This is a genomic window from Lentzea sp. (assembly GCF_036380075.1).
Classification (GTDB): domain Bacteria; phylum Actinomycetota; class Actinomycetes; order Mycobacteriales; family Pseudonocardiaceae; genus Lentzea.
In genome coordinates, this window is record NZ_DASVFL010000352.1 from 1 (window position 1) to 20296 (window position 20296).

At 69.1% G+C, this 20296-nt stretch carries 18 protein-coding genes and 2 pseudogenes; 15 read left to right on the forward strand and 5 right to left on the reverse strand.

Going from position 1 to position 20296, the window contains the following annotated elements; genetic code table 11:
• Nucleotides 1–367 precede the first annotated feature (367 nt).
• The 3 genes from VF330_RS37165 to VF330_RS37175 are packed head-to-tail and all read left to right on the forward strand — an operon-like array spanning nucleotide 368 to nucleotide 1835.
• Complete coding sequence (locus VF330_RS37165; RefSeq protein ID WP_330856446.1) at nucleotides 368–670, forward strand: YbaB/EbfC family nucleoid-associated protein; 303 nt, start codon at nucleotides 368–370, stop codon at nucleotides 668–670.
• A gap of 41 nt (nucleotides 671–711) precedes the next feature.
• A complete protein-coding gene (gene recR, locus VF330_RS37170; protein ID WP_330856430.1) occupies nucleotides 712–1320 on the forward strand; it encodes a recombination mediator RecR in 609 nt (202 codons plus the stop codon).
• 41 nt (nucleotides 1321–1361) lie between these two features.
• Nucleotides 1362–1835 (forward strand): uridine kinase family protein, encoded by a 474-nt coding sequence (locus VF330_RS37175; protein WP_330856431.1) that lies wholly within the window; start codon nucleotides 1362–1364, stop codon nucleotides 1833–1835.
• Here VF330_RS37175 and VF330_RS37180 read toward each other — a convergent pair.
• Nucleotides 1814–5089, reverse strand: coding sequence for an AfsR/SARP family transcriptional regulator (locus VF330_RS37180; RefSeq protein ID WP_330856432.1), 3276 nt, complete (start codon nucleotides 5087–5089; stop codon nucleotides 1814–1816). The genes VF330_RS37175 and VF330_RS37180 overlap by 22 nt on opposite strands.
• A gap of 216 nt (nucleotides 5090–5305) precedes the next feature.
• On the opposite strand from VF330_RS37180, the gene VF330_RS37185 reads away from it, so the two are divergent.
• The 6 genes from VF330_RS37185 to VF330_RS37210 all read left to right on the forward strand — a co-directional run bounded on the left by VF330_RS37185 (nucleotide 5306) and on the right by VF330_RS37210 (nucleotide 11733).
• A complete protein-coding gene (locus VF330_RS37185) occupies nucleotides 5306–6985 on the forward strand; it encodes an ABC transporter substrate-binding protein (RefSeq protein ID WP_330856433.1) in 1680 nt (559 codons plus the stop codon).
• Nucleotides 6986–7029: 44 nt separating this feature from the next.
• Nucleotides 7030–8034, forward strand: coding sequence for an ABC transporter permease (locus tag VF330_RS37190; RefSeq protein ID WP_330856434.1), 1005 nt, complete (start codon nucleotides 7030–7032; stop codon nucleotides 8032–8034).
• A gap of 5 nt (nucleotides 8035–8039) precedes the next feature.
• Nucleotides 8040–8957: an ABC transporter permease gene (locus tag VF330_RS37195; RefSeq protein ID WP_330856435.1), complete on the forward strand. Its 918-nt coding sequence runs from the start codon at nucleotides 8040–8042 to the stop codon at nucleotides 8955–8957.
• 6 nt (nucleotides 8958–8963) lie between these two features.
• Nucleotides 8964–9962 (forward strand): ABC transporter ATP-binding protein, encoded by a 999-nt coding sequence (locus VF330_RS37200; RefSeq protein WP_330856436.1) that lies wholly within the window; start codon nucleotides 8964–8966, stop codon nucleotides 9960–9962.
• Nucleotides 9959–11065, forward strand: coding sequence for an oligopeptide/dipeptide ABC transporter ATP-binding protein (locus VF330_RS37205; RefSeq protein WP_330856437.1), 1107 nt, complete (start codon nucleotides 9959–9961; stop codon nucleotides 11063–11065). The genes VF330_RS37200 and VF330_RS37205 overlap by 4 nt, the downstream gene beginning before the upstream one ends.
• Nucleotides 11066–11151: 86 nt before the next feature.
• Nucleotides 11152–11733 carry a helix-turn-helix domain-containing protein gene (locus tag VF330_RS37210; protein WP_330856438.1) on the forward strand — a complete coding sequence of 194 codons (582 nt, stop codon included), beginning with the start codon at nucleotides 11152–11154 and terminating at the stop codon, nucleotides 11731–11733.
• Nucleotides 11734–11753: 20 nt separating this feature from the next.
• Here VF330_RS37210 and VF330_RS37215 read toward each other — a convergent pair.
• Nucleotides 11754–12173, reverse strand: a pseudogene (locus VF330_RS37215) (DedA family protein); the annotation flags it as partial.
• A gap of 261 nt (nucleotides 12174–12434) precedes the next feature.
• Here VF330_RS37215 and VF330_RS37220 point away from each other — a divergent pair.
• The 3 genes from VF330_RS37220 to VF330_RS37230 are packed head-to-tail and all read left to right on the forward strand — an operon-like array spanning nucleotide 12435 to nucleotide 16108.
• The gene (locus tag VF330_RS37220; RefSeq protein WP_330856439.1) at nucleotides 12435–14003 is read left to right on the forward strand and encodes a discoidin domain-containing protein; all 1569 of its coding nucleotides are present in this window, start codon (nucleotides 12435–12437) and stop codon (nucleotides 14001–14003) included.
• Nucleotides 14004–14033: 30 nt separating this feature from the next.
• Nucleotides 14034–15167: an MFS transporter gene (locus VF330_RS37225; protein ID WP_330856440.1), complete on the forward strand. Its 1134-nt coding sequence runs from the start codon at nucleotides 14034–14036 to the stop codon at nucleotides 15165–15167.
• Nucleotides 15164–16108 carry a hypothetical protein gene (locus VF330_RS37230; protein WP_330856441.1) on the forward strand — a complete coding sequence of 315 codons (945 nt, stop codon included), beginning with the start codon at nucleotides 15164–15166 and terminating at the stop codon, nucleotides 16106–16108. Before VF330_RS37225 ends, VF330_RS37230 begins: the two co-directional genes overlap by 4 nt.
• Here VF330_RS37230 and leuA read toward each other — a convergent pair.
• On the reverse strand, nucleotides 16105–17895 hold the full coding sequence (leuA, locus tag VF330_RS37235; RefSeq protein WP_330856442.1) for a 2-isopropylmalate synthase: 1791 nt from the start codon (nucleotides 17893–17895) through the stop codon (nucleotides 16105–16107). The genes VF330_RS37230 and leuA overlap by 4 nt on opposite strands.
• A 335-nt stretch (nucleotides 17896–18230) precedes the next feature.
• Between leuA and VF330_RS37240 the strand changes: the two genes are divergently transcribed.
• From VF330_RS37240 to VF330_RS37250, 3 genes are all read left to right on the forward strand, one after another.
• On the forward strand, nucleotides 18231–18527 hold the full coding sequence (locus VF330_RS37240) for a hypothetical protein (RefSeq protein ID WP_090057978.1): 297 nt from the start codon (nucleotides 18231–18233) through the stop codon (nucleotides 18525–18527).
• Nucleotides 18528–18545: 18 nt separating this feature from the next.
• Nucleotides 18546–18833 carry a hypothetical protein gene (locus VF330_RS37245; RefSeq protein WP_330856443.1) on the forward strand — a complete coding sequence of 96 codons (288 nt, stop codon included), beginning with the start codon at nucleotides 18546–18548 and terminating at the stop codon, nucleotides 18831–18833.
• Nucleotides 18834–18929: 96 nt separating this feature from the next.
• A complete protein-coding gene (locus VF330_RS37250) occupies nucleotides 18930–19343 on the forward strand; it encodes an NUDIX domain-containing protein (RefSeq protein WP_330856444.1) in 414 nt (137 codons plus the stop codon).
• Here the strand turns inward: VF330_RS37250 and VF330_RS37255 are convergent.
• Both VF330_RS37255 and VF330_RS37260 read right to left on the reverse strand, forming a co-directional pair.
• Complete coding sequence (locus VF330_RS37255; RefSeq protein WP_330856445.1) at nucleotides 19329–19889, reverse strand: nitroreductase family protein; 561 nt, start codon at nucleotides 19887–19889, stop codon at nucleotides 19329–19331. The genes VF330_RS37250 and VF330_RS37255 overlap by 15 nt on opposite strands.
• Nucleotides 19889–20296, reverse strand: a pseudogene (locus VF330_RS37260) (hypothetical protein); the annotation flags it as partial. The gene VF330_RS37255 and the pseudogene VF330_RS37260, both read right to left, overlap by 1 nt.

Sequence of the window (20296 nt, forward strand, 5' to 3'; positions counted from 1 at the left end):
GACGCGTTGTGCCGCGCCCGAGGGGAGAGGTCAAGTCGCACGCTTTTCGCGACTTGACCTCTCCCCTCGGGTGTGGCTGCCTCGAGCACTGCTCGTGACGGGACCACCCCACGCAATCGCCACAAACGCACGCAACAGCAAGCCGCCCAACGAAACAGGCGTGCCATCAACCCGCAGACGGCGCCGGCCCGGTCCTTGATCAGTTGGCGGGGTCCGGGGCGGAGCCCCGCGCCTGAAACAGGCACCCAACACGCCAAACGCAACCACCCCACCAGCCAAAAGCAACCAGCCGACCAAGCCCCGTACCCTGGACCAACAACCATCCAAGCCCCCGAGAGGACCAGCGGTGCAACCCGGTCAGTTCGACATGCAGGCCCTGCTCCAGCAGGCCCAGTCCATGCAGCAGCAGATGGCAGAAGCCCAGCAGCAGCTGGCCGACACCGAGGTCACCGGCGACGCGGGCAACGGCCTCGTCACGGCCACCGTCACCGGCGGCGGCGAGCTCGTCAACCTCGCCATCGACCCGAAGATCGTCGACCCGGAGGACGTGGACACCCTCCAGGACCTGGTGATCGCGGCGATCAAGGACGCCAACTCCAAGGCGCAGCAGCTGGTGGAGCAGAAGCTCGGCCCGCTCGCCCAGGGCGGCCTCGGCGGACTGCTGGGCTGAGACCAGTACCCGCGGATCGGCACACGGAGATCGGCTGACACATGTACGAGGGCCCGGTACAGGACCTGATCGACGAGCTGGGCAGGCTCCCCGGCGTAGGCCCGAAGAGCGCGCAGCGGATCGCCTTCCACCTGCTGGCGACGGAACCGGCTGACATCGAGCGGCTCCAGCAGGCGTTGCAGAAGGTCAAGGAGGGCGTCGTCTTCTGCGACGTCTGCGGCAACGTCTCCGCGGAGACGACCTGCCGCATCTGCCGCGACCCGAAGCGCGACCTGAGCCTGGTGTGCGTGGTCGAGGAGCCGAAGGACGTGCAGGCCATCGAGCGCACCAGGGAGTTCCGGGGGCGCTACCACGTCCTGGGCGGCGCGCTCGACCCGTTGAGCGGGGTGGGTCCCGACCAGCTGCGCATCCGGCAGCTGCTCAACCGGATCGGCACGGCCACCGACGGTGTGGACATCTCCGAGGTCATCATCGCCACGGACCCCAACACCGAGGGCGAGGCCACGGCCACCTATCTCGTCCGGATGCTCAGGGACTTCCCCGGGCTCACCGTCACGCGGCTGGCCAGCGGTCTGCCGATGGGCGGCGACCTGGAGTTCGCCGACGAGCTGACGCTGGGGCGTGCGCTATCTGGTCGCCGCAGCATGTAGACGCGACCCCACCGCGACTGGGCGCGACCCGCCTGGTCGCGGTGGACGGTCCGTCGGGCGCCGGGAAGTCCACGTTCGCACGGGAGCTGGCGCGGCAGCTCGACGCCCAGCTCATCAGCACCGACCACTTCGCCACGTGGGACGACCCCACGACCGGGTGGTGGCCGCGGCTCGCCGCCGCGCTGCACGAAGTCGCGGCCGGCCGCGAAGCCACCTACCGGAAAACCGACTGGTCCCAAGGTTTCCCGTGCATCGGGGAAGGCGACGAGGTCACACTTAGTCCACAAAGGACGATCCTCCTGGAGGGCTTCTCCTCGGCCAGGAAGGCCAACACCCGCCTGAGCTACCGGATCTTCGTCGACCACGGGGACGAGGAGGCCAGGCTGGAACGCGCGGTCGCGAGGGACGGCGAACACCAACGCGCGCACTTCCTCCGTTGGCAGCAGTACGAAAGAGGCTGGTTCGCGGTCGACGAGACCAGGGCCAGAGCCGACTACGTGGTCACCTCGAGCTGAGCGCGGACGACGGAGGCCTCCGGCGTCCCGATCGCGCTGAACACCTCCAGCGCCGACGACCAGTGCGCGCGAGCCGCGTCGACGTCGTCCAGGGCGGCCGAGGCGTCGCCGGCCAGCAGCAGAGCCCGCCCGAACACCCACCGGTGCCCGGAATCTGAGCCGACGGACACGGCCCGCAGCGCGCATTCCAGCGCACCGGCGGCGTCCGAGGTGTCGAGGTGGATGCGCCCGAGCACGAGCAGCACCTCCATCTCGGCCAGCCGGAACCGCGACCGCCCCGCCTCCACCAGCGCCGACGACGCCATCTCCACCGCCTCGGCGTAGCGGCCCACCCCGCGGTAGGCCGACGCCAGGCCGCGCCGGGACGAGCACAGCCCCCACGAGTACCCGGTGTCCGAGGCGATCGACAGGGCCGACGAGAACTGCTCGACGGCCTCCTCGTACCGGCCGGCGCCTTCCAGGGCACGTCCGAGCAGGTTCCGCGCGTCGCAGACGCTCTTGACGTTGTTCATCTCGTGCGCGATCCGCATCGCCGCGGACGCCTCGACCGCGGCCTCCTCGAACCGGCCGCGCATGATCAGCGTGATGGCCATGCCCTCGTGCATGGTGTGGCCGAAGTTGCGGGCGGCGGCACGTTCGTACAGCTCGCTCGCGCGCTGGAAGTAGGACTCGCCGAGGTCCGGTTCGCCGCGCCACGCGTGCACCTCGCCCAGCGCGCGCATGGAGTTCGCCTGGGTGATCCACGAGTCGATGCGCGTGCCGGCCTCGAGGGCCTCCTCGAACGTCGCGGCGGCGCGGTCGAGGTGCCCGAGCTGCATGTAGACGCCGCCGAGGTTGAACAGGGCGTTGGCCTGCACCTGGAACGCGCCGATGCGGCGGGTGATCACCAGCGCGCGTTCGAGGTGGTCGGCGGCGTGCTCCAGCTCGCCCAGGTCGATGTTGACGCTGCCCGCGTTGGACAGCACGGCGGCCTCGGCCTCCGGCAGGTCGATGTGCTCCTGGAGCGCGATGGCCTGCTGATAGTAGCCCAGCGCGTTGCGGTGCTGGCCCGTCACCCAGTAGAGCGTGCCGAGCGACGACAGCATCGCGAGCTGACCGATCTCGTCACGGGGTGCTCGGGCGCCCAGCAGGCCCGCCCTGGCCGTCTCGCGCCACTCCGCGGTCAGGCCCTGCGTGTAGAAGTAGCCGCGCAGGGCGTCGGCCAGCTGCCACGGCGCGTTCTCGGGGTCGCGCTCCACGCAGTGCGCGACCAGCGCCACCAGGTTGGCCCGCTCGCTGTCGAGCCAGCTCAGGGCCTCGGTGCTGCTGCTGAACGTCCGGGGCACGACACCGTCCAACGGCGCCGGTCGCGGGAAGCGGAACAGCGTCGACTTCATCACCGACGTCGCGTTGTCGACCGAGCGCACCGACCAGTCGAGCAACCGCCGCAGCGCCAGCCGCGAGTCCGCGCGACCCTCCTCGAACGCCAGCCGCTCGGCCGCGTAGTCGCGCAGCAGGTCGTGGAACTGGTAGCGCGACGGCGCGTGGTTCGCGACCAGGTTCGCGGTGGCCAGGCGGTCGAGCCGGCGCCGGGCGTCCTGAGTGGTCAGTCCGGACAGCGCCGCCGCCGTCTCCGGCGTGAAGTCGGTGCCGGGCACCAGCGACAGCAGCCGGAACATCTGCGCGAGCTCGGGCTTGAGCGCCGCGTAGGAGAGGTCGAACGCCGCGTGCACCGCGACCCGTTCGTCGCCCTCGACGGCCAGCGCGGCGAGCCGGTTGCCCGCCCGCAGCTCCTCCACGTAGTCCGCGATGGACAGTTCCGGACGCGACACGAGGTTGGCCGCAGCGATACGCAAAGCCAATGGCAGGTGCGCGCACAACGACGCCAGCTCCAGTGCGGCGTCCTCCTGGGACGCCACCTCGTCCGCGCCCACGATCCCCGCCAGCAACGCCTTCGTCTCGTGCCAGTCGAGGACGTCGAGGCGCACGTTCGACGCCGCGTGCGAGACCGCCAGGCCGCGCAACGTGTCCCGCGAGGTCACCAGCACCGCGCACCCCGGCGACCCCGGCAGCAGTGGCCGGATCTGCTCGGCCGACGAGGCGTTGTCCAGCAGCAGCAACACGCGCTGACCGGTCAAAGTGGACCGGAACATCGCCTCCTGCTCGTCCTGGTCCAGCGGCACCTGGTCGGGTTCGGTCCCCAGCGCGCGCAGGAACCGCGGCAGCACGTCGACGGCGCTCAACGGTGGTCCGGGCGCGTAACCGCGCAGGTTCACGTACAGCTGGCCGTCGGGGAAGTCCGCACGCATCCGGTGTGCCGCGTGCACGGCCAGCGCCGTCTTGCCCACTCCCGGCGGCCCCGCCAGCGTGACGACCGGCACACCCTGGGCCGTCCTGAGCAGCGCGGTGATCAACGACACGGCCTCGCCGCGGCCCACGAAGTCCGGGATGTCGGCGGGCAGCTGCGACGGGACGACCCGCTCCGGCTTCGCGGCGACCACCGGGGTGCCGGCCGGTGCCGCCACCGCGCCGATCGACCCGGACAGCACCTGGCCGTGCACGCGCCGCAGCTCGTCGCCGGGGTCGATGCCCAGCTCGTCCGCCAGGAGGCGGGAAACCCGCTGGTAGGCGGCCAGCGCCTCGCTCTGCCTGCCGGAGCGGTACAGCGCGACCATCAGCTGCGCCCAGAACCGCTCGCGCAACGGGTGTTCGCTGGTCAGCCGGGACAGCTCCGCGACCAGCTCGCCGTGGCGGCCCAGTTCGAGGTCGACCTCGACCCGGCGTTCCAGCACGTGCAGGCGCCGTTCGTCGAGCCGCGGCACCTCGTCGCGGTGCAGCACCTCCGACGGCACGTCGACCAGCGCCGGGCCCCGCCAGAGCGCCAGTGCGGCGGCGAACGCGGCCGAGGCGGCCTGGAGGTCGCCCGCCGCGCGCTCCTGCTCGCCCCGGTCGATCAGCGGTTCGAAGCGCATCAGGTCGATCGTCTTCTCGTCGACGTCGATCAGGTAGCCGTCCGGGACCGTCCTGATCGGCACCGACGGCCCGAGCAGCTGCCTGAGCCGCATCACGTAGGTCTGCAAAGTCGCGCGCGCACGCGCGGGGGGCTCGTCGCCCCACACGTTCGCGGCCAGCTCGTCGACGGACACGGACGTGCCCGCACGCAGCAACAACGACACGAGAAGCGCGCGTTGACGACCCGCGCGGACCAGCAGTGGTTCGGAGTCGATGAGCACCTGGAGGGGGCCGAGAACGCGGAACTCGACCTGCCTGCCCATGCGACCTCCTCCGCGTTTCGTGCTTGTTTCTACAGCCTAGGAGAGCGTGTAACGCATCTGCCGTGCTCACGTTGGGTCAGCAAGCGTGCGCCGGACGTATCAGAATGCCTGGTCTAGTGGCCGGATCGTGACCTGAGATGCCCCGGAGGGGGTATCTACAACGGTTATGGTCGGCGACCACACCGTGAGATGTGCGGATTGTCCAAGGGGTGTTTGATGGTCCACTCAGTAACGGCTCGCCGCCGTTGGGTTGCCGCGATCGGCTTCCTCAGCGTCAGCGCGCTCGCCCTGTCAGGTTGCGCGCAATCCCAGCGCGACTCCGGCGGTGGCGGCAAGGAAGGCGGGACGCTGACCTTCGGCGCCGCCGGCGCGCCGAAGCTCTTCGACCCGTTCTACGCGACTGACGGCGAGACCTTCCGGGTCTCCCGCCAGATGTTCGAGGGTCTGGTCGGGTTCAAGCCGGGTACCGCCGAGGTGGAGCCCGCGCTGGCGACCAAGTACGAGCCCTCCGCGGACGGCAAGACGTGGACGTTCACCCTCAAGGAGGGCGTGAAGTTCCACGACGGCACCGCGTTCAACGCCGAGGCCGTGTGCTTCAACTTCGAGCGCTGGTACAACCAGAAGGGCGCCGGCCAGTCCGACGCCGTCTCGCAGTACTGGCTGGACAACTTCGGCGGGTTCAAGGACACGCCGGACAAGCCCTCGCTCTACAAGTCCTGCACGGCCAAGGACGCCAAGACCGCGGTCATCGAGCTGAACGAGGTCACCTCGCAGTTCCCGTCGGTCCTCGGCTTCACGTCGTTCTCCATCTCCAGCCCCGACGCGCTGAAGAAGTACGACGCCGACAACGTCCAGGCCGCCGGTGACGCGTTCACCTTCCCGGCCTACGCGAACGAGCACCCGACCGGCACGGGCCCGTTCAAGTTCAGCAAGTACGACAAGGCCAACAACACCGTCGAGCTCGTCCGCAACGACGACTACGCCGGCACGAAGGCCAAGCTGGACAAGATCGTCTTCAAGATCATCCCGGACGAGACCGCCCGCAAGCAGGCGCTCAAGGCCGGCGACATCGACGGCTACGACCTGCCGAACGCGGCGGACTGGGCCGGCCTGAAGTCCGACGGCTTCAACGTGGCGATCCGCCCGGCGTTCAACGTGTTCTACCTGGGCATCAACCAGAAGAACAACCCGAAGCTCGCCGACCTGAAGGTCCGCCAGGCCCTCCAGTACGCGATCAACCGCGAGCAGCTCGTCAAGTCGCAGCTGCCCGAGGGCGCCAAGGTCGCGACGCAGTTCATGCCGGACACCGTGAACGGCTACAACAAGTCGCTCACCGCGGTGAAGTACGACCCGGAGAAGGCGAAGTCGCTGCTGGCCGAGGCCGGTGCCTCCGACCTGACCCTGAAGGCGTACTGGCCGTCCGAGGTCACGCGTCCGTACATGCCGTCCCCGAAGGACCTGTGGGGCGCCATCGCCGGTGACCTCCAGAAGGCCGGCATCAAGCTGGACGTCGTCACCAAGCCGTGGAACGGCGGTTACCTGACCGACGTCGACAACAGCATCCCGGACCTGTTCCTGCTCGGCTGGACCGGTGACAACGGCACCGCGCACAACTGGGTCGGCACGTTCTTCGGCCGCACCGACAACCGCTTCAACACCGGTGTGTCGCCGTGGGGCAAGACCCTCGCGGACGCCCTGGCCAAGGCCAACTCCGAGCCGAACGAGTCGGAGCGCACCAAGCAGTACGAAGAGATCAACAAGAAGATCATGGAGGAGTACCTCCCCGCGATCCCGATCTCGCACTCCCCGCCCGCTCTGGTGTTGAAGTCGGACATCAAGGGTGTCGTTCCCAGCCCGTTGACCGACGAGAAGTTCGGCCCGGCCTCCAAGGGCTGAGTCGGACCAGCTCCCACCACAAGAGAACAACGGGGTAGCTCACAGTGCTCCGCTACACCATTCGACGGCTGATCCAGCTGGTCGGCGTGGTGCTGGTGCTCTCGCTGCTGCTCTTCGCGTGGTTGCGCGTGCTCCCAGGAGGGCCGGTCTCGGCCCTCCTGGGAGACCGCTCTACGCCGGAGAAGGCGGCGGAGCTCACCAAGCAGCTCGGCCTCGACCAACCGATCGTCGTCCAGTACTTCAAGTTCCTCGGTCGCGCGGCGACCGGGGACTTCGGCGTCTCGACCGGTGTCCAGCCCGGTGACTCGGCGCTCGACATCTTCCTCCAGCGGTTCCCCGCGACGCTCGAGCTGAGCTTCTTCGCGATCCTCATCGCGATCGCGATCGGCGTCCCGCTCGGGTACCTCGCCGCGAAGCGCCGCGGCGGCTGGTTCGACAACCTCAGCGTCGTCGGCTCGCTCATCGGTGTCGCCGTTCCGGTCTTCTTCCTGGCCTACGTGCTCAAGGGCGTCGCGTCGTCCTCCCTCGGCCTGCCCTCCAGCGGTCGTCAGGACGCCATCGACGCCACGCGCGTGACCGGGTTCTTCACCCTCGACGGCATCATCACCGGCGAGTGGGACGCGACCTTCAACGCGCTGGAACACCTGATCCTGCCCGCGATCGCGCTGGCCACGATCCCGTTCGCGGTGATCTTCCGGATCACCCGCGCGGCCGTCCTCGACGTGCTCGACGAGGACTTCGTGCGCACCGCCGAGTCGAAGGGCCTCACCGCTCCGGTGATCCGCCGCCGGCACGTGCTGCGCAACGCGATGCTGCCGGTCGTCACGACGATCGGTCTGCAGACGGGCGCGCTGCTCTCCGGCGCGGTGCTCACCGAGAAGGTGTTCTCGTTCGCCGGTGTCGGCGAGGCGCTCGCCATCGGGTTCGAACGGCGCGACTACCCGGTGCTGCTGTTGCTGATCATCATGGCGACCATCGTCTACGTCGTGGTCAACCTGCTGGTCGACCTGTCGTACGCGCTCATCGACCCGCGCATCAGGACGAGGTGAGCGACGTGGTTCTCGGACTTTCCGCGAAGAAGGAAAAGATCGACGCGACCGCCGGCGTCTCGCTGGCGGCGAGTGCGTGGAAGCGGCTGCGGCGCAGCCCGGTGTTCCTCACCGGCGCGGTGATCATCGGCATCTTCATCCTGATCTCGCTGCTGTCGCCGTGGCTCGCCCCGCACGACCCGGCCAACCCGATGCTGATCGACCAGGTCGTGAAGGCGCGCAACGAGATCCCGCCCGCGCAGCCTGGCCACCCGCTCGGCGGCGACCTCCAGGGCCGCGACTTCCTGTCGCGCCTGCTGGTCGGCTCGCAGCAGACGCTGATCGTCGGTGTCGGCGCGACGCTGATCGGCCTCACCGGCGGCCTGATCCTGGGCACGCTCGCGGGCGCGCTCGGCGGCTGGGTCGACTCGCTGGTCATGCGCGTCGTCGACGTCATGCTCTCGCTGCCGTCGCTGCTGCTCGCGTTCTCGATCGCCGCGATGTTCGCGCGGCCCAGCCAGTTCACGGTGATCCTCGCGGTCTCGATCGTGCAGATCCCGGTGTTCGCGCGTCTGCTCAGAGGCTCGATGCTGGCGCAACGGCACAGCGACCACGTGCTGGCGGCGACCGCGCTCGGCGTGAAGAAGGGCGCGATCGTGTTCCGGCACATGCTGCCGAACTCGCTCGGTCCCGTGATCGTCCAGTCCACGCTGGTGCTGGCCACCGCGATCATCGAGGCGGCGGCGCTGTCGTTCCTCGGTCTCGGCAACCCGGACGACCGGGTGCCGGAGTGGGGCCAGATGCTCGGTGACGTGCAGAAGGTGTTCGACACCCACCCGCACCTCGCCGCGTGGCCCGCGATCTGCATCATCATCGTCGCGCTCGGCTTCACGCTCATGGGCGAGACCCTGCGCGAAGCCCTCGACCCGAAGAACAGGCGGTGAGTCGTCGTGGCACTGCTCGAAGTTCGTGACCTCTCCGTCGTGTTCCAGCGCCGTGGCGAGGAACCGTTCACCGCGGTGGACGGCGTCAGCTTCGACGTCGAGCCCGGCCAGACGGTCGGTCTCGTCGGCGAGTCCGGCTGCGGCAAGTCGGTCACGTCGCTCGCGATCATGGGTCTGCTGCCCAAGCGCGGCGCCACGATCACCGGTTCCGTGAAGTACGACGGCACGGACCTGCTGAAGCTGTCGGACAAGGAGATGCGCGACCGCCGCGGCCGCGACCTCGGCATGGTCTTCCAGGACCCGCTGTCCTCGCTCAACCCCGTCGTCCCGATCGGCCTGCAGGTCACCGAGGTGCTCGAACGGCACCGCGGCCTGGCCCGCAAGGAAGCGATGATCGAGGCGAAGGACCTGCTCGACAAGGTCGGCATCCCCGACCCGAACCGCCGGCTCAAGGAGTACCCGCACCAGCTCTCCGGCGGCATGCGGCAGCGCGCGCTCATCGCGATCGCGCTGGCGTGCCGGCCGAAGCTGCTGATCGCGGACGAGCCGACGACGGCGCTGGACGTGACCATCCAGGCCCAGATCCTCACGCTGATGAAGGAACTGGTGCAGGACCTCGGCACCGCGCTCGTGATGATCACCCACGACCTGGGTGTCGTCGCGGGCCTGTGCGACGAGGTCAACGTGCTGTACGGCGGCAAGGTGGTCGAGAAGGCCCTGCGGCACAAGCTCTTCGCCGAGCCGCGCCACCCGTACACGCACGGCCTGCTCGCGTCGATCCCGCGTCTCGACGCCCCGCGCGGCGAGAAGCTGACGCCGATCAAGGGGTCCGTCGCGGACAACATCCCGTGGACGAGCGCCTGCGCGTTCGCGCCCCGGTGCCCGAACGCGCTGGACGTCTGCCGTGCGGAGACGCCCGCCGAGGTCGACAAGCTGGGCCGCCTGCTGCGCTGCCACAACCCGGTGGTGCCGGGAACTCCCGCCGCCGAGGAGGTGCCGGTATGAGCGAGACCCTGGTATCCGTCCAGGACATGAAGGTGCACTTCCCGATCAAGCGGGGGGTGTTCTTCGACCGGACCGTCGGCCACGTCTACGCGGTCGACGGCATCGACCTGGAGATCAAGCGCGGCGAGACGTACGGCCTGGTCGGCGAGTCGGGCTGCGGCAAGTCCACCCTCGGGCGGGCGATGCTGCGGCTCAACGAGCCCACCGACGGCAAGATGATCTTCGACGGGCAGGACTTCTCGGCGCTGAAGGGCGAGGAGCTGCGCAAGATGCGGCGCCGGATCCAGATGGTGTTCCAGGACCCGCTGTCGTCGCTCGACCCGCGCCAGTCCGTCGAGTCGATCCTGATCGAGGGCCTGCGGGCGCACGACCTGGACCAGGGCAAGGAGGAGACCGGCAAGCGCTTGCGCGAGCTGCTCTCCGCCGTGGGCCTGCCGACGTCGGCGCTGCGCAAGTACCCGCACGAGTTCTCCGGCGGCCAGCGGCAGCGCATCGGCATCGCCCGCGCGCTGGCGCTCAACCCGGACCTGATCGTCGCCGACGAGCCGGTCTCCGCGCTCGACGTGTCGGTGCAGGCCCAGGTCGTGAACCTGCTGGAGGAGCTCCAGGAGAAGTTCGGCCTGACCTACCTGGTGATCGCTCACGACCTCGCGGTCGTGAAGCACATCTCCGACCGGGTCGGCGTGATGTACCTCGGCGGCCTGGTCGAGGAGGCCACCTCCGAGGACCTCTACGCAGAGCCGCTGCACCCGTACACGCGGGCGCTGCTGTCGGCGATCCCGGTGCCCGACCCGGAGGTCGAGGACCGGCGCGAACGGATCCTGCTCGCGGGTGACCTCCCGTCGCCCGCGAACCCGCCCACCGGCTGCCGGTTCCACACCCGCTGCCCGTGGCGGCAGGCCACCAAGTGCGACACGGACCGCCCCGCCCTGCGGGAACTCAAGCCGGGTCACAAGGTGGCGTGCCACTGGGCGGAGCAGATCGAGTCCGGCGAGATCCAGCCGCACGAGGTGAAGCCGGTCCTGGTCGAGGAGGGCGACGGCCTGTCGCCCGACGTCCCGCTGGTGGGACCGGCCTCGGTCACCGAGGCGCTGAACCCGTAGGTCCGCTTCGTCGTTCCGGCCGGGGCCACCTCGCTTTCGAGGTGGCCCCGGCCGTTTCTCCAGGTCGTTCTGATGCCCTGGGCCTCATGGACAGTCGGGCCTCGATCCTGTTGAGAGCCGCGGAGATCGCCTCGGTCGACGGCCTGGAGGGCGTCACGATCGGGCGGCTCGCGATAGAGCTCGGCATGAGCAAGAGCGGCGTCTTCTCGCACTTCGGTGCCAAGGAGGAGCTGCAGATCTCGACGGTGCACATGGCGGCGGAGATCTTCGCGCACGAGGTCGTGGTGGCCGGCGGCTCCGTCCTGGACCTGGCCGACCGCTGGCTCGACTACTCGAAGCGCCGCGTGTTCCCCGGCGGCTGCTTCTTCGTGGTGACCCGCTCGGAGTTCGCCGCCCGCCCGGGCCGCGTCCGCGACGCGCTGATGCTGTTCAACCTGCGCTGGATCTCACTGCTGGAACGCCTGTGCGGCGACGCGCAGCTGGCGTTCGAGGTCGACGCCCTGCTGACCGCCGCCGACCGCTTCGCCGTGCTCTACGACGACGCCTCGGCGTACGAGAGAGTGCGGTTGGCGTTGCGCGCACGGATGGCCATGCCGACCGGAACGGAGATGAGCGTGGCCACGCCGAACGACAACAGCATCGCCAGCCACGCCTCGTCGACGATCTGACCACCGATGTACCCGACGGTCGCGGGGTAGAGGCTCCACAACAGCGACCCGATCGCCGCCACGGGCACGAACCGGCGCACCGGCCACTTCAACGCCCCGGTCAGCAACGCCCCGACGATGCCACCGGCGGGCAGGAACCGCGCCGCGATGAGAATCGTCTCGCCCCTGGACGCCAGCTGCCCGGCAGTCCACACGACCATGGCCCGCGCCCTGGCGTTCTTGTTGACCTTGTCGAGCGCCCGCATCCCCATCCGGCGCCCCGCGGTGAAGTTGATCAGATCGCTGACCAGGCACCCGGCGGCCGCGACGAGCACCACGAGGTACAGCGAGACCTCACCGGACGCGGCCAGGACACCGGCGCCGATGAGCACGGCCTCCGTCGGTGCCAACGGCACGACGGCGACCAGGAACAGCACTACGAGGCTGGCTGCGGTGCTCATGATCGGTGAACGTACGTGACCCAGGTGAACAATCCCGACCAGGGTGTTTCTTCAGTGCGCCCACAGGTTGCGGTCGGATTCGGGACGTGTGGCGTGCGCGAGGGGACGCCCCGCTGTCCGAAAGTGCACAACTTGGTCGCCCGGACCGGGATTTCCCGGTACCGCCGTTGACCCGCGTGTCCTGGTCCCGTTAGCGTCCGACCCAATAGGAAAGCTTCTTTACCAATCCTTCGAGCCGCCGCCCGCGCCCAGGAGGACGAAGTGATCAGAAAGCGCACCCGGACAGGCGTCGCCACAGCCCTGCTGGCCCTGGTCGTGCCGCTGTTCGCGGCATCGGGCACGGCCAACGCCGCCGACTCCCTGCTCTCCTCGAACAAGCCCACCACCGTCTCGTCGTCCGAGGCCGAGACCTTCGGCGGTGCCAACGCCGTGGACGGCGACGCCGCCACGCGGTGGGCGAGCCTCGAAGGCGCCGACCCGCAGTGGATCGCCGTCGACCTCGGCGGCAGTGCCACCATCTCCAAGGTCAAGATCACCTGGGAGGCTGCGTACGCCTCCGAGTACAAGATCCAGACGTCGGGTGACGGGTCGTCGTGGAGCACCAAGAAGACCCTCACCGGGCAGAACGGCGGTGTCGACGAAACCTCGCTGACCGCGACCGGGCGGTACGTGCGGATCTACGGCACCAAGCGCGGCACGGCCTACGGCTACTCGCTCTTCGAGCTGGAGGTCTGGGGCAGCACCGCCAACGGCGACACCACGGCCCCGACCGCGCCGACCGGACTCGCGAGCACCGGCACGACGTCGAGCTCGGTGGGTCTGCAGTGGACGGCGGCGACCGACAACATCGGCGTGACCGGGTACGAGGTGTCGCGCAACGGCAGCGTCGTCGGTGCGCCGACGACGACCACGTTCACCGACTCCGGGCTCGCGTCCGGCACGGCGTTCACCTACACCGTCCGCGCCCGTGACGCGGCCGGCAACCTCAGCGCGGCGAGCAACGCGGTGCAGGCGACCACCCAGCCTGCCGCACCTGGTGATGCCATCACCGTCGTCGTCGCGGGTGACATCGCGTCGTTGACGAACACCGAGCACTACGAGACCGCGAAGCTCATCGACCAGATCAAGCCGAACCACATCCTCACGGTCGGCGACAACCAGTACGACAGCGGCACGCTCGCGGAGTTCAAGGCCCACTACGACAAGTCGTGGGGCAAGTACAAGAGCATCACGCACCCCGCGACGGGCAACCACGAGTGGGAGGACGACCTCAACGGCTACAGGTCGTACTTCGGCGCCCAGGCCTACCCGCAGGGCAAGCCGTACTACAGCTGGGAGGCCGGCGAGTTCCACTTCGTCTCGTTCGACTCGAACACGCTGTACGAGAAGGGCAGCGACTCGACGCAGCTCAGCTGGCTCAAGGCCGACCTGGCCGCGAACACCAAGGCCTGCGTCGTCGGCTACTGGCACCACCCGCGGTTCAACTCCGGCCAGTACGGCGACAAGTCCGTGATGTCGCCGCTGTGGAACGCCTTCGCCGACGCCAAGGCCGACGTCGTCTTCAACGGGCACGATCACCACTACGAGCGGCTCAAGCCGTTGAACAAGAGCGGGTCGGTGGACGAGGCCAATGGCATGCGCATGGCGATCGTCGGCATCGGCGGCGACTACCTCTACGACGAGGTCAAGCCGCGCACCGGCGTCGAGAAGTGGTTCGCGGACAGCCACGGCGTCCTGAAGCTCACGCTGTCGGGCCGCTCCTACTCGTGGGAGGTCATCGACACGGCGGGCAAGGTCCGCGACAAGGCCGGTCCCCACAACTGCCGTTGATCGATCCTGACTGCTGATCCGGAGGCCGTCGTGTACATCGCAACCGCAAGACAGGCCCCGGCGGCGGGCGGCACCGGCAGGATCGCGGGCAACGTGCTCGCGCTGGGCGCGGTGTCGCTGCTCACGGACGTCTCGTCCGAGATGGTCACCGCCGTCCTGCCGCTCTACCTCGTGCTGGGGCTGGGATTCTCCCCGTTGCAGTTCGGTCTGCTCGACGGCGTCTACACCGGTGTGACGGCACTGGTCCGCGTCGCCGGAGGGCACGCGGCGGACCGCTGGCAACGGCGCAAGCTCGTGGCCGGTGTCGGGTACGGGATCTCGGCGCTGGGCAAGCTCGGCCTGCTCGCCGCCGGGACCTCCGCCACCGCGATGGGGCTCGTGCTGGCGGGGGACCGGACCGGCAAGGGCCTGCGCACCGCGCCGAGGGACGCGCTGATCACGTTGAGCAGCGAGCCCTCGGCCCTGGGACGCGCCTTCGGTGTCCACCGCGCCATGGACACCGTCGGCGCGTTCCTCGGACCGCTGGCGGCGTTCTGTCTCTTGTGGACAGTCCCGGCGCGGTACGACGTGGTGTTCGTGGTGAGCTTCTGCTTCGCGGCACTGGGTTTCCTGGTGCTGGTGCTGTTCGTGCGCGACCACCGGGACGTGCTGCCGCGCGTCGCGGTGTCGCTGCGGTCGGCGTTCGGGCTGCTGCGGTCCAGGCCGTTCCGGCGGGTCTGCCTGGTCGCGTGCGGGCTCGGGTTCCTGACGCTGGGCGACGGGTTCGTCTACCTGTTGCTGCAGGAGGAGCTCGACGTCGAGGTCGCCTACATCGCGCTGCTCCCCCTCGGCACGGCGGGCGTGTACCTGCTCGCCGCCGTGCCGCTGGGGTCGCTGGCCGACCGGGTCGGGCGGTGGCGGATCTTCCTGGCCGGGCACGTGGCGTTGTTCGGCGCGTACGCGTTGCTGGCGGGGGCGTCCGGAATCCCCTTGCTCGTGGGCGTTCTGCTGCTGCACGGGCTGTTCTACGCGTGCACGGACGGCGTGCTGATGGCCGTCGCCGGGCCGTTGGTGCCCGACGAGCTGCGGACGTCCGGCCTGGCGCTGCTCCAGACCGGTCAGGTGCTCGCCCGCGCGTGCTCGTCCGTGCTGTTCGGGGCTTTGTGGACGTGGTTCGCTTGGTGAGGGTGCTGGTCGTCGTGCTCGCGGTGATCGCGTTGGGTGCGGGTGCCACCGCATACGCCCTGCGGTCACCGGGGTCCGCCGCGGTCGCCGTCGAGCAGGGACCGGTCGAGCTGACCGCCGGGCGGCTGCTGTTCGTGGACGACGCGAGCGGCAAAGTCGCGTCGGTGCCGCTCGGCTCACCGGGTGGGCCGCGCCGGCTGAGCTCGTTGTCCTGCAAGCGGTTCTACACGGCCGCACGGCAGGGGCTGTGCCTCGCGGAGGGCTCGGGGCCGTTGCCGGGGTCGGTGGCCCTGTTCGTCGACCAGGGCCTGTCAGAACGGCGGCGCGTCGAGGTGGCGGGCGTGCCGAACCGCGCGCAGCTCTCGGCGGACGGGCGGATGGCGTCGTGGACGACGTTCGTCACCGGCGACTCGTACGCGCAGGCCGGGACGTTCTCCACCCGCACCGCGATCTTCGACCAGCAGACCGAGGTGTACTCCAGCAACGTCGAGGGCACGCGGGTCGAGGGCGTGAAGATGGCGAACGACCTCAACTTCTGGGGCGTCACGTTCACCGCCGACGACCGCACCTACTACGCGACCCTCAGCGCCGGCGGGAAGACGTTCCTGATTCGCGGGGACGCGTCCGACGAGTCGGCGAAACCCTTGCGGGAGAACGTCGAATGCCCGTCGCTGTCCCCGGACGGCACGCGCGTGGCGTTCAAGAAGCGCGTGCCCGGCGACGGCGCGCGGCCGTGGCGCGAGCACGTGCTGGACCTGACCACGATGGTGGAGACGCCGCTGGCCGAGACCCGCGGGATCGACGACCAGGTCGTCTGGCTCGACGACGACACCATCGCCTACGGCTTGCCCGGTGAGGGCATCTGGGCCGTGCGGGCGAACGGGGAGGGCGCGCCGCGGCAGCTGGTGCCGAACGCGTCCTCCCCGTCCGTCGTCCGTTAGCGGTTCGCGCGGTTGATCGCGGAGACGATCGCGCGGAACGACGCGGCGACCGTGGAGCTGTCGATGCCCACGCCCCACAGCACGCGGTCGCCCACGGCGCACTCGACGTAGGCGGCGGCGCGGGCGTCGTCACCGGCGGACAGCGCGTGCTCGGCGTAGTCCAGCACCCGCACGTCGTAGCCGATGGACGCCAGCGCGTCGACGAACGCGGCGATCGGACCGTTGCCGGAGCCCGTGATCTCCTGCTGCTCGCCGTCGATCAGCAGCGTCGCGGTGATCTCCTCGCGGCCGCTGCCGTCCGAGGTCGCCCGGTGCTTCAGCAGGTACAGCGGCACCCGGCCGTGCAGGTACTCCTCCGCGAAGGCGTCCCACATCTCCTTCGGGCCGATCTCGCCGCCCTGCGTGTCGGTGACCTCCTGGATCACCTTCGAGAACTCGATCTGCAGTCGCCGCGGCAGGTCCAGGTGGTGCTCCTGCTTCATCAGGTACGCCACGCCGCCCTTGCCGGACTGCGAGTTGACCCGGATGACGGCCTCGTAGTTGCGGCCGACGTCCTTCGGGTCGATCGGCAGGTACGGGACCTCCCACGGGAAGTCGTCGACGTGCTGGCCCGCGTCCTTCGCGTCGGCCTCCAGCGCCTCGAAGCCCTTCTTGATCGCGTCCTGGTGCGAGCCGGAGAACGCGGTGAAGACCAGGTCGCCGCCGTACGGGTGGCGCTCGGGCACCGGCAGCTGGTTGCAGTACTCGACCGTGCGGCGCACCTCGTCGATGTCGCTGAAGTCGATCTGCGGGTCGATGCCCTGGCTGAACATGTTCATCGCCAGCGTCACCAGGCAGACGTTGCCGGTCCGCTCGCCGTTGCCGAACAGGCAGCCCTCGATGCGGTCGGCCCCGGCCAGGTAACCGAGCTCGGCCGCCGCGACACCCGTGCCGCGGTCGTTGTGCGGGTGCAGGCTCAGGATGATCGACTCGCGCTGCGCCAGGTTGCGCGACATCCACTCGATCGAGTCGGCGTAGACGTTCGGCGTGGCCATCTCGACCGTGGCCGGCAGGTTGATGATCAGCGGCTTCTCGGGCGTCGGCCGGATGATCTCCGTGACCGCGTTGCAGACTTCCAGCGCGTAGGAGAGCTCGGTGCCCGTGTAGGACTCGGGGGAGTACTCGTAGCGGAAGTCCGTCTCCGGGTAGTCCGCCTCCTGGGCCTTCGCGAACGTCGCCGCGTCCGTGGCGATCTTCTTGATGCCGTCGCGGTCCGAGCGGAACACGACGCGGCGCTGCAGGACCGACGTCGAGTTGTAGAAGTGCACGATCGCCTTGCTCGCGCCGCGCAGCGACTCGAACGTGCGCGAGATGAGCTCCTCGCGGCACTGCGTCAGCACCTGGATCGTGACGTCGTCCGGGATCGCCCCGTCCTCGATGATCTCGCGGACGAAGTCGAAGTCCGTCTGCGACGCCGCCGGGAAGCCGACCTCGATCTCCTTGAAGCCCATGCGGACCAGCAGGTCGAACATCTTGCGCTTGCGCGCGGGCGACATCGGGTCGATCAGGGCCTGGTTGCCGTCACGCAGGTCGACGGCGCACCACTGGGGCGCCTTCTCGACGCGCTTCGTCGGCCACGTGCGGTCCGGTACGTCGACCGTCTCCACCAGCTCGTGGAACGGGCGGTAGCGGTGGAACGGCATGCTGCTGCCCAGCTGGGTGTTCCACGTGGGCTGGGAGTCCGGGGCCGGGCGGGACGGCTTGCGGATGCGGCTGGTGCCGGAGGTGTAGGCGTCTGCGGTGGTCATGCCGGGTGCTCCTGGTCGCTTGGGTTGAACGACCGGCGGCAACGCTGAGTCCCGCGACGGGGGGCCGGTCTGATCAGACCCCGTCACGGCAGCGAAGCAGGAGGGAACGCCACACGGTGGACAGAGTAGTCACATGGTTGGCGGGGATGGAACAGAGGGACCGGATCGTGGGACGCGGCAGGGCGGTCGGTCACCGCGCGGGATGGTCCGGATGACGGGGCCTGGCGATCAGAATGCCCCTGCTCGAGTCCTGCTCGCATTTGCCTTTGCATCGATTTGACGATGCTGGTGATGTTGCAAGTTTTGTGTCACTCGAACGTGGGAAAAGTTCATACATGTCCAGATTACGTACGACCAGCGGCCGCGGCACGGCTTCCCGCGTGATCAGCGGCATCGGCGTCCTCTTCGCCTTCATCGAGATCCTCTACATCTTGATGGTGGTGCTCGGTGCGAACACGGCGAACTCGTTCTTCGGGTTCATCAAGTCGCTTGCCGATCCACTGGCCTTGTTCTTCCCCGGCCTGTTCCAGACGGGGAACTACAACCTCGACGTCTTCCTCAACTACGGTCTCGCCGCCGTGTTCTGGCTGGTCGTGACCGGTATCCTCGCGCGTGCGGTGTCACGCTACTGAGGAGTAGGGTCCTGACCCATGCGTACGCGGGTGGTCGGGATCGCCGCTGGGATTGTCAGTTGGGTCGGCCTCGCGCTGGCGGTCGTGCTCGTCGTCCACGTCGTGCTCACCGTCGGCGGGGCCGCTCCTGACAACCCCATCACCAGCAACGTCAAAGCCCTTGCGGAGCCTCTTGCGCTTGCCTTCCGTGACCTGTTCCGTCCCGACGACCCGAAGCTGCGGACGATCGTGAACTTCGGCCTTGCCGCGTTGTTCTGGCTGGCCGTTCGAGCGATCGTCCTTAAGCTCGTTAGGCGTCTGAACTAGGTTCGGCGTATGGCGCGCGACGACTTCTGCAACAGCTGCGGCACTCAGTACGCCGACACGGCTGGATACCCACGCAAGTGCGAGAGTTGCGCGCACATGGTGTGGGCCAATCCCTCGCCGGTCGTGGTCCTGCTGGTGCCGGTCAAGGACGGGCATCGGACCGGGCTTCTCACCGTGCGTCGAGCTATTCCGCCGGTGGGTGGGCTCGCCTTCGTCAGCGGGTTCATGGAGCGGGGCGAGTCGTGGCAGGAGAGTGCCGCTCGCGAGCTCGAAGAAGAGGCGAACGTGCGCATCGATCCCGGTGAGCTGCGGCCGTTGCACTTCGTGTCGACGCCCGACGGGGGGACGGTGCTGTTGTTCGCCACCGCGCCCGCCGTCAACGCCGACGACATGCCGCCGTTCGTGCCCAACGAGGAGGCCTCCGAGCGGAAGGTCATCTTCGAGTGCGAGCCGTTGGCGTTCCCGCTGCACAACGACGTCGCGACGAAGTACTTCTCAACCGAACAGTGACTGGCCCCAGGAGCCGGTGAAGACCGTCTCCGAGAGCGGGTGCCGCTCGCGTTCGCGTTGTTCGCGCGCCTGGAGGTCCTCCGGCAGGTCCTCCAGCGAACCCTCGTGGCCGAGGGCCATCGCGACCAGCGGGCGGACGTCGGCCGGCATGGCGAAGGCCGCGTGGACGGCGTCGGGGTCGAAGCCGCCCATCATGTGCGAGATCAGGCCCAGGTCGACGGCCTGCAGGGCGATGTTCTCCATCGCGAGGCCCAGGCCGAACTCGACGTTCGGGATGTCGCCGCGGTCGTCGGTCGTGACGACGCAGCCGACGAGCAGGACCGAGGCGCGGAAGGCCCAGGTCTTATTGCCGCGCGTCAGGGTTTCGAAGATCGTGTCGAACGTCGGGGTGCCGCGCTTGCCCACCACGAAGCGGGCCGGCTGGCTGTTGCCGTGGGACGGGGCCCAGCGCGCGGCCTCCAGCAGCAGGCGCAGGTCGTCGTCGGACACCGTGGCGTCAGCGGAGAAGGCCCGTGGGCTCCTGCGCTTCGAGATCAGCTCGTTCATCAGATCGCATACTGCCAAACGGCGAGGGAGTAGGCGCCGAACCACGCGCTGAACAGGGTCGTCACGCCCAGCACCGTCAGCACCGTGGACGGCCGGCGGCGGGCCAGCACCAGCGCCAGCGGGACCAGCAGCGTGAAGGCCGGGAGCAGCAGGCGGGCCTTCGAGTTCATCAGGCCGTTCGAGCCGAGGTCCATCACCAGCACGCCGATGCCGTAGACGACCAGCGGCCACTCCAGGCGGCGCTGGAAGGCGTAGAACACCAGGACGATCGCCAGCGCCAGCAGCCAGACGGTGCCGGTCTCCAGCACCGAACGCGGGTTGGCGAGGTGGCCGAGGGCGAACTCCCACGTCGCCTCGCCGCCGTCGAACTTCGAGCCCCAGCCGCGCTGCTGCACGCCGAACCAGCC

Excerpts from the sequence above, each read along its gene's own strand:
- VF330_RS37255 (WP_330856445.1), bottom strand. The coding sequence starts at position 19,889 with ATGAACGAGCTGATCTCGAAGCGCAGGAGCCCACGGGCCTTCTCCGCT.
- VF330_RS37240 (WP_090057978.1), top strand. The coding sequence starts at position 18,231 with ATGTCCAGATTACGTACGACCAGCGGCCGCGGCACGGCTTCCCGCGTG.
- VF330_RS37250 (WP_330856444.1), top strand. The coding sequence starts at position 18,930 with ATGGTGTGGGCCAATCCCTCGCCGGTCGTGGTCCTGCTGGTGCCGGTC.
- recR (WP_330856430.1), top strand. The coding sequence starts at position 712 with ATGTACGAGGGCCCGGTACAGGACCTGATCGACGAGCTGGGCAGGCTC.
- VF330_RS37210 (WP_330856438.1), top strand. The coding sequence starts at position 11,152 with ATGGACAGTCGGGCCTCGATCCTGTTGAGAGCCGCGGAGATCGCCTCG.
- VF330_RS37245 (WP_330856443.1), top strand. The coding sequence starts at position 18,546 with ATGCGTACGCGGGTGGTCGGGATCGCCGCTGGGATTGTCAGTTGGGTC.
- VF330_RS37205 (WP_330856437.1), top strand. The coding sequence starts at position 9,959 with ATGAGCGAGACCCTGGTATCCGTCCAGGACATGAAGGTGCACTTCCCG.
- VF330_RS37165 (WP_330856446.1), top strand. The coding sequence starts at position 368 with ATGCAGGCCCTGCTCCAGCAGGCCCAGTCCATGCAGCAGCAGATGGCA.
- leuA (WP_330856442.1), bottom strand. The coding sequence starts at position 17,895 with ATGACCACCGCAGACGCCTACACCTCCGGCACCAGCCGCATCCGCAAG.
- VF330_RS37180 (WP_330856432.1), bottom strand. The coding sequence starts at position 5,089 with ATGGGCAGGCAGGTCGAGTTCCGCGTTCTCGGCCCCCTCCAGGTGCTC.
- VF330_RS37185 (WP_330856433.1), top strand. The coding sequence starts at position 5,306 with ATGGTCCACTCAGTAACGGCTCGCCGCCGTTGGGTTGCCGCGATCGGC.